This window comes from Gordonia crocea, from assembly GCF_009932435.1.
Lineage (GTDB): Bacteria > Actinomycetota > Actinomycetes > Mycobacteriales > Mycobacteriaceae > Gordonia > Gordonia crocea.
The window spans coordinates 78,808-92,201 of the sequence record NZ_BJOU01000017.1 but is presented as its reverse complement, the minus strand read 5'-3'; the positions used below and the strand labels follow the sequence as shown (position 1 = coordinate 92,201).

Sequence of the window (13,394 nt, the reverse complement as noted above, 5' to 3'; positions counted from 1 at the left end):
CCAAGCAAATGCTTGGTTGTTTGGTAGGGTAGCACCCATGCCTGAAAACCGTCAGTCCGAGCCCGCGTCGGCCGATATCGGCCTCGGGGGCCGCGTCGTCCTGGTGACCGGCGGCGCGCGGGGAGTCGGAGCCGGGATCGTCCGGGTCCTCGACTCCCTCGGCGCGGTGCCCGTCATCTGCGGGCGCACCGAGCCCACCGACGGCGACGGCTTCGACTTCCACTCCTGCGACGTGCGGGACTCCGATGCCGTCGCCTCGATGATGGCGGCCATCGTTGAACGGCACGGGCGGCTCGACGGCGCGGTCAACAACGCCGGCGGCTCGCCGTTCGCCCTTGCCGCCGACGCGTCGGACAACTTCGCCCGCAAGATCGTCGAACTGAACCTGATGGCGCCGCTGATCGTCGCGCGGGCCGCACACGCGGTGATGGCCGGCCAACCCGGCGGCGGCGCGATCGTCAACGTGTCCAGCGTGAGCGGACACCGACCCTCGCCGGGCACGTCGGCCTATGGCGCGGCCAAAGCCGGGCTGGACAACCTCACGGCCAGCCTCGCCGTCGAATGGGCGCCGGCGGTCCGGCTCAACTCGGTGGTCTGCGGCCCGGTCGAGACCGAACTCTCGCACCTGCACTACGGCGATGCCGACGGGGTGGCCGCGGTCGGCAAGACCATCCCGATGGGGCGGCTGGCGGCCCCGGTCGACGTCGGCAACGCCGTCGCCTTCCTGCTCTCTCCCCTGGCCGCCTACATCACCGGCTCGACCCTGACCGTGCACGGCGGCGGCGAGAAGCCGGCCTTCCTCGACGCCGGCAACGCCGAGAACCGCGTCTAGTCATCACCGATCGTCCTATCTCTGAACCGCTTATCCCCGAAACTGAGGAGCACCATGTCTGAACAGTTGAGCACCGACCGCGTCGTCATCGTCACCGGAGCCGGACAGGGGATCGGCCGCGCCCACGCGTTGGCCTTCGCCGCCGACGGCGCCAGCGTCGTCGTGAACGACTACGCCCGCGACGCCGCGCAGGCCGTCGCCGACGAGATCGTCGCCGCCGGCGGCAAGGCCGTCGCCAACGGTGCCGATGTCGCCGACTGGGCGGCCGGGGCCGACCTGGTGAAGACGGCCGTCGACGAATTCGGCGGACTCGACACGGTGGTCAACAACGCCGGCTTCGTGCGCGACCGCATGTTGGTGTCGCTCTCCGAGGACGAGTGGGACTCGGTGGTCCGCGTGCACCTCAAGGGACACTTCGTCATCTTGCGCCACGCGGCGGAGTACTGGCGGGCCCAGTCGAAGGCCGGCGCGCAGCGGGCCGCGCGGGTCATCAACACCTCGTCGGGGGCGGGCATCTTCGGTTCGGTCGGGCAGGGCAACTATGCCGCGGCGAAGGCCGGGATCGCCGAGCTGACCATCCAGGCGGCCGCGGAACTCGGCGGGTATGGGATCGCGGTCAACGCGATCGCCCCGGCCGCGCGCACCGCGATGACCCTCGGCGCCGGCGACGCGATGGCCGCGCAGATGGCCGCGCCGACCGACGGTTCCTTCGACGCGATGGATCCGGCCAACATCTCCCCGCTCGTGGTCTGGCTGGGCTCGGCCGCGTGCGACGTCAGCGGCCGGGTCTTCGAGGTCGAAGGCGGGACGATCACCGTGCTCGACGGTTGGCAGCGCGCCGCGTCGAAGGACAAGGGGTCGCGGTGGGAGCCCGCCGAAGTCGGGCCCGCGGTCGCCGCACTGATCGCCGACTCGCCCGAGCCGGTGAAGGCCTACGGGGCCCGCTGAGCCAAACCCTCCTCCCGCACAAATACGCACTTCCCGACGCAATCACGTCGGGAAGTGCGTATTTGTGCGGGAGGAACGAGGTCAGGCGCCGGGGGCGCGTACGACCATCGGAACGCCGGGGAAGTACGCGGCCATCTCCGAGCGGGACTTGCGCAGCGCGGCCATGCCGAAGCCCTGCTTGCGCCGGTCGGGGTGGATCCAGATCCGGACGTCGACCTCGCCGTCGTGCAACTCGCCCATGACCAGGCCGATCTTGGCGTCGTGTTCGGTGGCGACCAACCAGACCGCCTCTTCGTCATCGACGCGGTGGGCCGCGGCGGCGATCTCGGAGTCGATATCGCCCGCCGGTGCGCCCGATCCGTCTCCGGCGCTGCCCTGCTCGTCGGTGCGGATCTTGAACAGGTCGGCATCGTCGTCGGCGGAGAACGGGCGCAGGTCCACGGTGTCCCCGCTCGAGGCGGGGCGCTCGGCGAGGGTGAACGTCAACGCCGAGTTGAGGTTGTCGAGTTCGGCCTGGTTGCGCCGGCGCTGATCTTTGGTGAGCTGTTGCAGCGACATGCCGAGAACCGCCTCGGCGCCCAACTGGGACTTGCCGAGCAAGGTGGCGACTGCTTCCACGGCTGCCGCGCGGTTGTCCGCGTCGACGATGGCGTCGAGCACTTCGTGGCGCCGTTCCAGGGCGGTGAGCAGGGCGTCGGTGATGTCACGGCGGGCGGTGGTTTGGTCCAGATCAGTCATGTCGCCGATGGTAACGCCGCAAACTTGTTACTGGTGGGTCTACTGAGGAGTAGTTTTCCAGGCCAAAGAATGTAACACGTTCTTCATCGTTAGTTCGCTCCAAAAATCCTTTGTGAAGTGCTTGTTAACGGGCCCGGCTTCCCAAGAACTAGAACACGTCCTAATCTTGGGGCATGACGGATATCGATCTTCTCCGCGGCGACACCCATCTCGGCGACTTCCTCGTCGCCGCCCTGCACCGCCATGCCGGCCGGCCGGTCCTCCAACTCGGCGACGTCGAGCTCACCGGCGCCGAGATGGCCGGGGCGATCAGTACCTATGTCCAGGCCTTCGAAGCGCTCGGAGCGGCCCCCGGCACGGCCGTGGGTCTGCTCGCGCTCAACCGACCCGAGGTCCTGCTCGTCATCGGCGCCGGACAGACGCAAGGTTACCGCCGCACCGCCCTGCACCCGCTCGGATCGGCCGACGACCACGCCTTCGTGCTCACCGACGCCGGGGTCTCGACGCTCATCATCGACCCGGTGCCCAAGTTCGTCGACCGCGCCGTGGAGCTTCTGGACAAGGTGCCCGGACTGACCCGGGTGCTGACGCTGGGGCCGGTTCCGCCCGAGCTCGCCGAGGTGGGCACCGACCTCATCGCCACCGCGGCCGGCTTCTCGCCGCAGCCGCTGCGCGCCGCGCGGCTCGCCCCCGACCACATCGTGTCGATCACTTACACGGGCGGGACCACCGGCAAGCCGAAGGGCGTCATCGGTACCGCGCGCGCCATGTCGACCATGACCCAGATCCAGCTCGCCGAATGGGAGTGGCCCGATCGGCCGCGCTTCCTGATGTGTACCCCGCTCTCCCACGCCGGAGCCGCCTTCTTCACCCCGACGCTGGTCAAGGGCGGCACGATGATCGTGCTGCCCACCTTCGATCCGGCGCTGGTGCTCAAGACGATCGAGGAGCAGCGGATCACCGCGACGATGCTGGTGCCGTCGATGCTCTACGCGCTGATGGACCACCCCGACTCCCACACCCGCGACCTCTCCTCGTTGCAGACCGTCTACTACGGCGCCTCACCGATCAACCCGGTGCGCCTGGCCGAGGCCATCGAGCGCTTCGGGCCGATCTTCGCGCAGTACTACGGCCAGTCCGAGGCGCCGATGGTGATCAGCTACCTGCGCCGCGACGAGCACGACGCGGCCCGCCTGGGCAGCTGCGGCCGGCCGTCGGCCTTCCTGCGCACCGCGCTGCTCGACGCCGAGGGCAACGAGGTGCCTCGCGGTGAGCCGGGCGAGATCTGCGTCTCCGGTCCGCTGCTGTCCGGCGGATACTTGGGGCTGCCCGAGCAGACCGAGCAGACCTTCACCCCCGACGGCTGGCTGCGCACCGGCGACGTCGCGCGCGAGGACGACGACGGCTTCTGGTTCATCGTCGACCGCACCAAGGACATGATCGTCTCCGGCGGCTTCAACGTCTTCCCGCGCGAGGTGGAAGATGTTGTCGCCGAGCACAAGTCGGTTGCCCAGGTCGGTGTCGTCGGAACCCCCGACGACAAGTGGGGCGAAGCCGTCACCGCCGTCGTCGTCCTGCGGGCCGGCGAGGGGGAGACCGACGAGGCGCGCGAGCTGATCGCCGCTGAGATCAAGCAGTCGGTGAAGGACCGCAAGGGGGCGGTGCAGTCGCCCAAGCAGGTCCTGTTCGTCGACAGTCTGCCGCTGACCGCACTCGGCAAGCCGGACAAGAAGGCGCTGCGGGCCCGGTTCTGGGAGGGCAGCGCGCGCAGCGTCGGCTAACCCGGGGTCGACTAACCCGGGTGGTGGGTGCCCAGCGGGTGCCCGGCCTCGGCGAGTTGTCGGCCGATCGCCGTCGGCGTCTCGCCCGTCACCGTCCGGCACATCGAGAAGGCGATCCGCGCCGCCTGGAGTTTCGCCAGATCGGCGTTGGGGCCGGAATGCCGGTCGTCGACGGTCTGCTGCCAGATCTGCAGCCAACGCTGGAAGTGTGCGGCGCCCATCTGCGCGCGTTCCTGCAGTTCCCGGTGGGGGACGAGGACGTTGCGGCGATAGGTGCCCTCGCGCAGGACGGTCTTGCACCAGAAGTCGGTGATGGCGGGGATGTGCTCGGCCAGGTCCATGTGCGCGATGTCGACGAAGACCGGGCCGAGTAGTTCGTCGGCAAAGGCGCGTCGGTAGAAGTCGTCGAGGAGTGCCGCGACGGCGCTGCGGTCGGCGAGGTCGGTCATGGGCCCTCGATTCAGTGGATGCCGGCGGGACTACCCGCGGGACTACAGGGTGCGGATCACCCGGGCCGGGTTTCCCGCGGCGAGCACGCGGTCGGGTAGGTCGCGGGTGACGACGCTGCCGGCGCCGACGACGGTGTTGCTGCCGATCGTGACACCCGGGCACACGATCACCCCGCCGCCGAACCACGCATTGTCGCCGATGCGGATCGGCGCGGCGGATTCCCACCGCTGGCGACGGGCCTCGTGGTCCTCGATCGGGTGCTGCGCGGTGAGCAACTGGACGCGCGGCATGATCCACGATCCCTCGCCGATCCGGCCGAGCAGATCGCCGAGCAGCGCGGTACGACGCGCGGTCTCGTCGGGGCCGGTTCGGTTGAACTCATCGCACAGCCGTTGGGCGCGGATGCGGTCGGCGACCAGTTCGGGGTCGCTGTCCCGGTACAACTGCCCGGTCAGCATCCGTTCCCGTTGTTCGCCCATGATGGCCAGGGTAGTCCCGGGGCCGGGCCGGCCGCCGGGACCACCAGCGCCGATCAGGCCTTGGCCACCGGGCAGCCGTAGTCGACGCCGAGCCCCTTCACGCCGTTGAGCCACCCCGACCGCACGCGCTTGATCTCGCTGACCCGGCTGATGTCGGGCATGACGTCGGCGATGGCGTTGAAGATGAGGTTCAGCTCCATGCGTGCCAGGTTGGCGCCGATGCAGAAATGGGCGCCGTTGCCGCCGAAGGCCAAGTGCGGGTTGGGGTCTCGGGTGATGGTGAACGAGAACGGGTCGTCGAAGACCTCTTCGTCGTAGTTGGCCGAGCTGTAGAACAGGCCGACCCGCTGGCCCTGGGCGATGTCGACGCCGCCGAGCTGGGTGTCCGCCGTGGCGGTGCGCTGGAAGGCGTGGACCGGGGTGGCCCACCGCAGCACCTCGTCGACGGTGGTCGTGGGCCGCTCCGCCTTGAACAGCTCCCACTGGTCGGGATTGTCGAAGAAGGCGTTCATCCCGTGGCTGGTGGCGTTGCGCGTCGTCTCGTTGCCCGCGGTGATGAGGAGGATGACGAAGAAGCCGAATTCGATCTCGGTCATCGCCTCGCCGTCCTCGCCGGCCTGGACCAGGGTGGTGACGATGTCGTCGGTCGGGTTCTTCCGGCGCTCCTCGGCCATCTGGTAGGCGTAGGCCATCAGTTCGGCGTTGGCGCTGATCGGGTCGAATGGCTGGTCTGGATCGTCGCTGTTGATGATCGAGTCGACGAGCTGGTGGATGCGGCCGCGGTCGGGCTCGGGAACACCGAGCAGGTCCATGATGGCGCGCAGCGGCAGGTGGATTGCGACGTCGTCGACGAAGTTGCCCGACCCCTTCGTGACGGCCTCCTCGACGACCGATCGCGCGGTCGCGGCGAGCTGGTCCTCGAGGTTGTGCACGGCCTTGGGGGTGAACATGCGCGAGACGATCTTGCGCAGCCGGGTGTGCTCGGGCGGATCGTGGTTGATCAGCAGCGCCTTGGTGAACTCGAGCTGGTCGGGCTCCATGTACTCGGGCAGGCGGATGATCGCGCCCTTGGCGTTGGTCGACCAGAGCCCGCTGTCCTTGGAGATGTCGCGGATGTCGCGGTGCTTCGAGATCACCCAGAATCCCTCGTCGCCGAAGATCGGCGCCAGGGCCGGCTGGTCGTTCCACCACACGGGTGCGGTCTTGCGGAGCTGCGCGAACTCGGCGACGGGCATCCCGTGTTTCTCGAGCAGGTCCGGGTCGGCGAAGTCGAAGCCCCGGCCAATCGGACAGGTCTCTGCGGCTGCGGTCATGGGTGTCCTTCCACGCATGGTCAAAATGTGGCTGCGATCACTACACCATACACCAATTGCATAGATGTATGGTCGTCGGCTTTGTTGTCGGGACCGACGTCCCGGCATCGGGTCGGTAGGCTGTGCAGCCATGCGCACACACGGTTGGGGCGGGAACCCCCCGCTCGACGACGACGAAGCCGTCGCGCGCATCCTGGCCGCGGCGCGCGGGGTGATCGACGAGAAGGGGGCGGCGACCAATCTCGCCGACGTCGCCCGTCAGCTCGGGGTGACCCGCCAAACCGTCTACCGCTATTTCCCGAGTACCGGCGACCTGCTGGCCGCAACGGCGATGGGCGCGGTCGGCGGGCTGCTCGACCGGATGGCCGTCGTGCTGACGCCCTACACCCGGCCCGACGACGCGGTGGTGCACGGACTGGTGGCGGTCATGTCCGCGCTGGCCGACGACGCCTATGTCGGCCTGGTCCTGCGCGGCGACCAGTTGAGCCTGCCGCTCGTCGGCGGATTCACCTCGGACGTCGGCCGCGGGTTCGCGCGGTCGATGATGGCGCGGATGGCGGTGGATTGGGATGCCTGGGGGTTGGCCGAGGCGCAGCTCGCCGACATCGCCGACATCACGCTGCGCACACTGCAGTCACTCGTCCTCGACGACGGGGGTCGCGACGCCGCCGATCTCGCGGCCTTCCTCGACCGGTGGGTCGGGGCGGCGATCCGCGGAATGGCCGTCGAGCCCCCGGATTCGCGTTAGTCGCGCGGCTCGCAGATGACTACGGGGATCTCGCGCTCGGTCCAGGCGTCGTAGGTGTCGAAATCGGCGTAAAGGTCCACCAGCCGCGGCCACAGCCGGGCGCGCTCGTCCGGTGCGGCGGTGCGGGCCCGCAGCTCGTGGGTATGCCTGCCTATCTGAATGGTGACGTCGGGATCGGCCTGCAGGTTCAGATACCACGCCGGATGCTTGGGCAGCCCGCCCTGTGAGGCGACGACGATGAACCGCTCCTCGTCGCGCAGGTAGATCAGCGGCGCGGTGCGCGGTTGTCCCGTCTTCCGCCCGGTCGTCGTCAACAGGCCGACCGGGGCGGGGCGGCGCAGTGCCGCGCCCACCCGCCACGTGCCGCCGAGTCGGCCCCCGGTGGCCCGGTACAGCCGGGTGTTCAGCCGGGAGCCGAGTTTGATGATCGCGGCGACCACCGGCGAGTCGAGCTGGGCCGGGCGCTTGTCGGCGTCCACCGCGACCGCCTCAGATCCGCTCGATGATGGTGCCGGTCGACAGCGCCCCGCCGGCGCACATGGTGACCAGCGCGGTCTCCCCGTCGCGACGTTCCAGCTCGTGCAGGGCGGTGGTGATCAGTCGCGACCCGGTCGACCCGACGGGGTGGCCCAGGGCGATGGCGCCGCCGTTGACATTCACCTTGTCCATGTCCGGCTTGTGGACGCTGGCCCAGCTCAAGACCACCGAGGCGAAGGCCTCGTTGATCTCGACCAGGTCGAGGTCGTTGATGCTCATCCCGGCCTTGGCCAGGACGCGCTCGGTGGCCTGGACCGGACCGTCGAGGTGGTAGTACGGCTCGGCGCCGACCAGTGCCTGGGCGCGCAGCCGGGCGCGCGGCTTGAGGCCGAGCGCCTTGGCCTTGGCCTCGTCCATCAACAGGACCGCCGCGGCGCCGTCGGAGATCTGCGACGACGTGCCGGCCGTGTGGCGGCCGCCCTCGATGACCGGCTTGAGGCCGGCCAGCGATTCGGCGGTGGTCTCGCGCAGACCCTGGTCGCGGTTCACGGTGAGCTTCTCGCCGGTGAACTCGCCCTCCCTGGTGCGTTCGGGGGCGATCACGGTGAGGATCTCGCGGTCGAAGCGCCCCTCTTCCCAGGCCTGCTTGGCGAGCTGTTGGCTGCGGAGACCGAAGGCGTCGAGGTCGGCGCGGGTGATCCCGCGCCGGTCGGCGATGCGTTCGGCGGCGTCGAACTGGTTGGGCATGTCGATGTCCCACGACTCGGGTCGGCGCGGACCGGCGTTCTCGCCGACGTTGGCGCCGAGTGGAACATGGCTCATCGCCTCGATCCCGCACGCCACGCCGACGTCGATGGTGTCGGTGGCGATCAGCCCGGCGATCAGGTGATTGGCCTGCTGCGCCGAGCCGCACTGGCAGTCGACGGTGGTCGCGCCGGTCTGCCACGGCAGTCCGGCGTGCAGCCACGCGGTGCGGGTGACGTTGTTGCCCTGTTCGCCGACCTGCATGACGCAGCCGCCGATCACCTGCTCGACGAGCTCGGGGTCGATTCCCGCGCGCTCGATCACGCCGCGCTGCGCCGCGCCGAGGATCTCGGCGGCGTGCAAACCCGACAACCAGCCGTTGCGCTTGCCGATCGGCGTCCGCGCCGCTTCGACGATTACCGGCACACCCATGTTGCTCTCACTTCCGTTCGGTGATCTCCACCCTCAAAACTAGAACAAGTTCTTGTTAGCTGTCTATGCGGTGTGGCAGAGTGTGAGCTATCCGAATTGAAACACGTTCCTGTCGGTCACAGCCCGGCCGGGAACAGGGCTGGATTGAGGTACTGACGTGACCCAGGCGAATGAGGCCACCGTCTCCCAGGGTGGTGACACTGCGGCGCAGTGTCCGTTCATGAATCAGAAGGGGTGGGACTTCACCAACCCCGACCTTCTCGTCGAGGGAATTCCGCTGGAGGAGTTCGCCTGCCTGCGCAAGACCGCGCCGGTGTGGTTCAACGCCCAGGAGCCCGGGAAGGGCGGCGGCTTCCACGACGCCGGCTACTGGGTGGTGTCCAAGCACGCCGACATCCGCGACATCTCGAAGAACTCCGAAGACTGGTCGACCAACCGCAACGGCGTCATCATGCGGTTCGAGGACGACATGCCGGCGGAAGCCCTGGAAGTCACCAAGGCGTTGCTGATCAACCACGACCCGCCCGAGCACACCCGCCTGCGCAAGGTCGTGTCGAAGGCCTTCACCCCGCGCGCGGTGCACGGGTTGGAGGAGAAGCTCGACGCGGCGGCGCGCAAGATCGTGCAGGAGGCGGCCGACTCCGGCAATGGCGACTTCGTCCACCAGGTCGCGGTCGACCTGCCGCTGATGGCGATCGCCGACCTCCTCGGTGTCCCGCAGGAAGACCGGATGAAGCTGTTCGACTGGTCGAACTCGATGATGAACGCCGACGACCCGGAGTTCACCACCCCGCCCGACGTCGCGTCAGCGGAGATCCTCGGCTACGGCTACAACATGGCCGACGCCCGCCGGAAGTGTCCGGCCGAGGACATCGTCTCCACGCTGGTCAACGCCGATATCGACGGGCACTCGCTCGACGAGATTGAGTTCGGCTACTTCTTCATCCTGCTGACCGTCGCGGGTAACGAGACCACCCGTAACGCGATCAGCCACGGGATGAACGCCTTCCTGGACAACCCCGAGCAGTGGGAGATCTTCAAGCGGGACCGCCCGGCCACCGCCGTCGACGAGATCGTCCGTTGGGCCACGCCGGTCAACAGCTTCCAGCGGACCGCGGTGCGCGACACCGAGATCCGCGGGGTGAAGATCGCCGAGGGCGACCGGGTCGGCATGTTCTACGGCTCGGCCAACTACGACGAGGACGTCTTCGACGATCCGTTCACCTTCAACGTGCTGCGCGACCCGAACCCCCACGTCGGCTTCGGCGGTAACGGTGCCCACTTCTGCGTCGGCGCCAACCTGGCGCGCATGGAGATCAACCTGATGTTCAACGCGCTGGCCGACATCGTTCCCGACATCACCAAGCTCGACGCGCCGCGCCGCCTGCGCCACGGGTGGATCAACGGCATCAAGGAGCTCCAGGTCGACTACGGCACGGCGGCCAAGTGAGCGCGCCGGCGTCGGACTCCACTCCCGCCTACCTCAACATCGACCGGGAGAACGCCCCCGGCGTCGTGGTCGGGCGCAAGTCCCGCGAGGCGGTCACGGCACGCGACAAGCAGGCGTGGCTGGACAACTTCGCCGACGACGGGATCGTCGAGGATCCGGTCGGCCCGTCGATGTTCGACGAGCAGGGCGTGGGGCACCGCGGGAAGCAGGCCCTCTCGGAGTTCTGGGACAAGACGATCGGCACCACCGAGAAGATCGACTTCGTCTTCGACGAGGAGGTCATCTGCGGCAACGAGGTGGCCTACATCGGCAAGATCGTCACCCACATCGCCGGACACGTCTCCGAGGCGCACGGGGTCTTCACCTACCGTGCCGACGCCGACGGGAAGCTGGCCGCCTTGCGGGCGTTCTGGGAGGTCGAGAAGACCATGCAGACGCTCCGGCCCGCCTGATCGTGCGACGATGAGGGCATGGCTGCAATCAAGTTCGTGATGGACGGTGCCCTGGCGCGTGCGGCCCGGCACCTTTGTCGGGTGTCGGTGCGCACCGTTGCCAAAAAGGCTGGTCTGGACCAGAAGGCGCTCCGCAAGTACGAGAAGGGCGGGGAGAACCTCTCGCCCAAGCAGATCCAGGCGCTGACCGACGCGTTGGTCCACTACGGGGCCCGGTTCGTCCCCGAGGACCGTCGTGGCGGCGTCGGCGTGCGCCGCAAGTTCAGTCGGACCGCCGTGCAGATGATCGACTCCTGGGAGGACGAGGGCGGTCCGGTCGGCGAGGACGACGTCTGATCGCGTCCTCAGGGGCGGGTTGCGGCGATCACCGCGTCGAGTAGGCCACGGGCGGTTCGCGGCGGCTCCGCGCCGACCCAGACCGCGGTCAGCGGCCGGACGAGGTGCAGACCGTCGACGGCGACGCGGACGAGCCGTCCGGCCACCAGGTCGTCGTGTACCGCCAGGGCGCTCAACACTCCGGGGGCCGAGCCCGCCGCGATGGTGGTGCGGATGCCGAGCGTCGTGGACAGGACCTGGGCGGGTTCGGCGGCGGTGAAGCCGGCCGCCGCGAGCGCGTCGTCGAAGGCCTGTCGGGTGCCGCTGCCCGCCTCGCGCAGGACCAGGGGAGTGTCGGCGAGTTCGGCGGGAGTCACCGTGCCGCGTCGGGCCCACGGGTGTGTCGGTGGAACGACCACGACGATCTCGTCGCGAGCGATCATCCGCGAGGCCAGGTCTGTGGGTACGGCGGGTGCTTCGACGAATCCGAGGTCCGCCTGACCCAGCCGGACCTCATCGGCGACGACGCTGCTGTTGGCCGCCACCAGCGTGACGGCGGGAGCGGCGTCGCCCTGAGCGGCCCGCCAGTGGGCGACCGCCTGCGGCAGCAGGTGCTCGGCGATGGTGAGGCTGGCGGCGACCCGCACCTCGCGATCGCGGCCGCTGCGCAGCGCGGCCACCGATTCGGCGAATCGCTCGGCGTCGCCGAGGAGTTGCCCGGCCCAGCCGATGACCAATTGCCCGGCCGGCGTCAGGGAGCATCCGCGAGGCGAGCGGATGAGAAGTCGGGCACCGATTGAGGTCTCGAGGCTGCGGATCCGCAACGACACCGCCTGCTGGGTGATACCGAGTTGTTCACCGGCTGCATTGAGGCTTCCGGCCTCGGCCACCGTGCGCAACGCGTAGAGCGCGCGCAGATCGGGCAGATCGCTCAGGGGCATCGGTCACCCTCCCACGGGTCACAAGTTCTCCTTGTATGTTGCCAAACAATCACCTCTACCGGGGACATGGCGGGTCACGCACGGTAGAAGCATGTTGCAAACCCGCCCCCGCACCCGATTCCCGGCACACCAGGTCGCCTCGGCCTCCCAGGCCGTCGCATTCATCACCCCCAACTGGTTCGCCTCGGTCATGGGCACCGGTGTCGTGGCGGTCGCCTCGGTCATGCTCCCGGTCCACTTTCCCGGCCAACGGGTGCTGGCGCTGGGCTTCTGGGCCCTGGCGACGGCAATCCTGCTGGTGGTCACCGCGGCGACCGGGGCCCATTGGGTCCGGCACCGCGCCGTCGCGCGCAGCCACCACCGTCATCCGGTGATGACGCACTTCTACGGCGCGCCGGCGATGGCCTTCCTCACCGTCGGAGCCGGCGCACAGCTGGTGGGGGTCGACATCATCGGACAGCGCGCGTCGCTGGCCGTCAATGCCGTTTTCTGGACGGTCGGGACCGTACTCGGCTTGAGCACGGCGGTGGCGGTACCGGTGCTGCTGTTCACCCGCATCGAGGTCGACGACGATGCCGCGTTCGGCGGCTGGTTGATGCCGGTGGTGCCGCCAATGGTGTCCGCGGCCACGGGTGCCCTGTTGGTGCCACACCTGCCGTCGGGGCAGTGGCAGATGACGCTGCTGTGGGGGTGTTACGCGATGTTCGGTTTGAGCCTGATCGCGTCGCTGGTCATCATCCCGCTCATCTGGGGTCGGCTTGCGCACCGGGGAGTCGGGGCGGCGGTGATGGTGCCGACCCTCTGGATCGTCCTCGGCCCGCTCGGGCAATCGATTACCGCAGCCAACCAGTTGGGCGGCGTGGCCGGTGCCGTCGACCCCGCCTATGCGCGCGCCCTGGCGGTCGGTGGCGTTCTCTACGGTGTGCCGGTGGCCGGCTTCGCCCTGCTGTGGGCCTCGATCGCCGCCACACTCACGGTGGGCGCCGCTCGCCGACGGCTTCCCTTCGGGTTGACCTGGTGGTCGTTCACCTTCCCGGTCGGGACCTGCGTGACCGGCCTGTCTGCGCTGGCCACCCATACCGGCGCCCTGGCTTTCACCGGCGCCGCGGTCGTCGCGTACCTGGGTCTGCTGGCGGCTTGGGGCATCGTGGCCGGCCGGACCGCACACGGAGTCGTGGTGACCGGGTCACTGCTGGTGCCGTCCGCGTCCCGGTAACGATGGCGAATCGCGGTGGTCGTTGACACACCGTCATCGGGGCCGTCCCGACGAGGCTGATCTTGAGGTGTCCGGGCG

Annotated in this window: 15 protein-coding genes; 8 read left to right on the top strand and 7 right to left on the bottom strand. The window is 69.0% G+C overall.

Going from position 1 to position 13,394, the window contains the following annotated elements; translation table 11 throughout:
• Positions 1-37: 37 nt before the first annotated feature.
• Together nbrcactino_RS15660 and nbrcactino_RS15655 are read left to right on the top strand one after the other, a co-directional pair.
• The gene (locus nbrcactino_RS15660) at positions 38-832 is read left to right on the top strand and encodes an SDR family oxidoreductase (protein ID WP_161928412.1); all 795 of its coding nucleotides are present in this window, start codon (positions 38-40) and stop codon (positions 830-832) included.
• A 54-nt stretch (positions 833-886) separates the two neighbouring features.
• Entirely contained in the window at positions 887-1,780 is an 894-nt protein-coding gene (locus nbrcactino_RS15655; protein ID WP_161928411.1) for an SDR family oxidoreductase, read from the top strand.
• Between the two features lie 81 nt (positions 1,781-1,861).
• Here the strand turns inward: nbrcactino_RS15655 and nbrcactino_RS15650 are convergent, their stop codons facing one another.
• The gene (locus nbrcactino_RS15650) at positions 1,862-2,518 is read right to left on the bottom strand and encodes a GNAT family N-acetyltransferase (RefSeq protein ID WP_161928410.1); all 657 of its coding nucleotides are present in this window, start codon (positions 2,516-2,518) and stop codon (positions 1,862-1,864) included.
• 173 nt (positions 2,519-2,691) lie between these two features.
• On the opposite strand from nbrcactino_RS15650, the gene fadD8 reads away from it, so the two are divergent.
• Entirely contained in the window at positions 2,692-4,299 is a 1,608-nt protein-coding gene (gene fadD8, locus nbrcactino_RS15645; RefSeq protein WP_161928409.1) for a fatty-acid--CoA ligase FadD8, read from the top strand.
• Between the two features lie 11 nt (positions 4,300-4,310).
• On the opposite strand, the gene nbrcactino_RS15640 is transcribed toward fadD8, so the two are convergent.
• Genes nbrcactino_RS15640 through nbrcactino_RS15630 form a run of 3 tightly spaced genes read right to left on the bottom strand, consistent with a single transcriptional unit; the run spans position 4,311 to position 6,541 of the window.
• Positions 4,311-4,748, bottom strand: a complete 438-nt coding sequence (locus nbrcactino_RS15640) for a group III truncated hemoglobin (protein ID WP_186343405.1) — start codon at positions 4,746-4,748, stop codon at positions 4,311-4,313.
• 42 nt (positions 4,749-4,790) lie between these two features.
• Positions 4,791-5,228, bottom strand: a complete 438-nt coding sequence (locus nbrcactino_RS15635; protein WP_161928408.1) for a sugar O-acetyltransferase — start codon at positions 5,226-5,228, stop codon at positions 4,791-4,793.
• 53 nt (positions 5,229-5,281) lie between these two features.
• Entirely contained in the window at positions 5,282-6,541 is a 1,260-nt protein-coding gene (locus nbrcactino_RS15630) for a cytochrome P450 (protein WP_161928407.1), read from the bottom strand.
• Between the two features lie 130 nt (positions 6,542-6,671).
• On the opposite strand from nbrcactino_RS15630, the gene nbrcactino_RS15625 reads away from it, so the two are divergent.
• On the top strand, positions 6,672-7,289 hold the full coding sequence (locus tag nbrcactino_RS15625) for a TetR/AcrR family transcriptional regulator (protein WP_161928406.1): 618 nt from the start codon (positions 6,672-6,674) through the stop codon (positions 7,287-7,289).
• Here nbrcactino_RS15625 and nbrcactino_RS15620 read toward each other — a convergent pair.
• Together nbrcactino_RS15620 and nbrcactino_RS15615 are read right to left on the bottom strand one after the other, a co-directional pair.
• Complete coding sequence (locus nbrcactino_RS15620) at positions 7,286-7,768, bottom strand: nitroreductase family deazaflavin-dependent oxidoreductase (RefSeq protein WP_161928405.1); 483 nt, start codon at positions 7,766-7,768, stop codon at positions 7,286-7,288. The genes nbrcactino_RS15625 and nbrcactino_RS15620 overlap by 4 nt on opposite strands.
• Before the next feature lie 10 nt (positions 7,769-7,778).
• The gene (locus nbrcactino_RS15615) at positions 7,779-8,942 is read right to left on the bottom strand and encodes a steroid 3-ketoacyl-CoA thiolase (RefSeq protein WP_161928404.1); all 1,164 of its coding nucleotides are present in this window, start codon (positions 8,940-8,942) and stop codon (positions 7,779-7,781) included.
• 220 nt (positions 8,943-9,162) lie between these two features.
• Here nbrcactino_RS15615 and nbrcactino_RS15610 point away from each other — a divergent pair, with 220 nt between their 5' ends.
• The 3 genes from nbrcactino_RS15610 to nbrcactino_RS15600 are packed head-to-tail and all read left to right on the top strand — an operon-like array spanning position 9,163 to position 11,180.
• Positions 9,163-10,392, top strand: a complete 1,230-nt coding sequence (locus nbrcactino_RS15610; protein WP_186343410.1) for a cytochrome P450 — start codon at positions 9,163-9,165, stop codon at positions 10,390-10,392.
• Positions 10,389-10,844 carry a nuclear transport factor 2 family protein gene (locus nbrcactino_RS15605; RefSeq protein ID WP_161928402.1) on the top strand — a complete coding sequence of 152 codons (456 nt, stop codon included), beginning with the start codon at positions 10,389-10,391 and terminating at the stop codon, positions 10,842-10,844. Before nbrcactino_RS15610 ends, nbrcactino_RS15605 begins: the two co-directional genes overlap by 4 nt.
• An 18-nt stretch (positions 10,845-10,862) precedes the next feature.
• Positions 10,863-11,180 carry a helix-turn-helix domain-containing protein gene (locus nbrcactino_RS15600; protein ID WP_161928401.1) on the top strand — a complete coding sequence of 106 codons (318 nt, stop codon included), beginning with the start codon at positions 10,863-10,865 and terminating at the stop codon, positions 11,178-11,180.
• 8 nt (positions 11,181-11,188) lie between these two features.
• Here nbrcactino_RS15600 and nbrcactino_RS15595 read toward each other — a convergent pair whose 3' ends face one another.
• Positions 11,189-12,100 carry a LysR family transcriptional regulator gene (locus nbrcactino_RS15595; RefSeq protein ID WP_161928400.1) on the bottom strand — a complete coding sequence of 304 codons (912 nt, stop codon included), beginning with the start codon at positions 12,098-12,100 and terminating at the stop codon, positions 11,189-11,191.
• A 91-nt stretch (positions 12,101-12,191) separates the two neighbouring features.
• On the opposite strand from nbrcactino_RS15595, the gene nbrcactino_RS15590 reads away from it, so the two are divergent.
• Positions 12,192-13,316, top strand: a complete 1,125-nt coding sequence (locus nbrcactino_RS15590) for a TDT family transporter (protein ID WP_161928399.1) — start codon at positions 12,192-12,194, stop codon at positions 13,314-13,316.
• Positions 13,317-13,394: the final 78 nt, after the last annotated feature.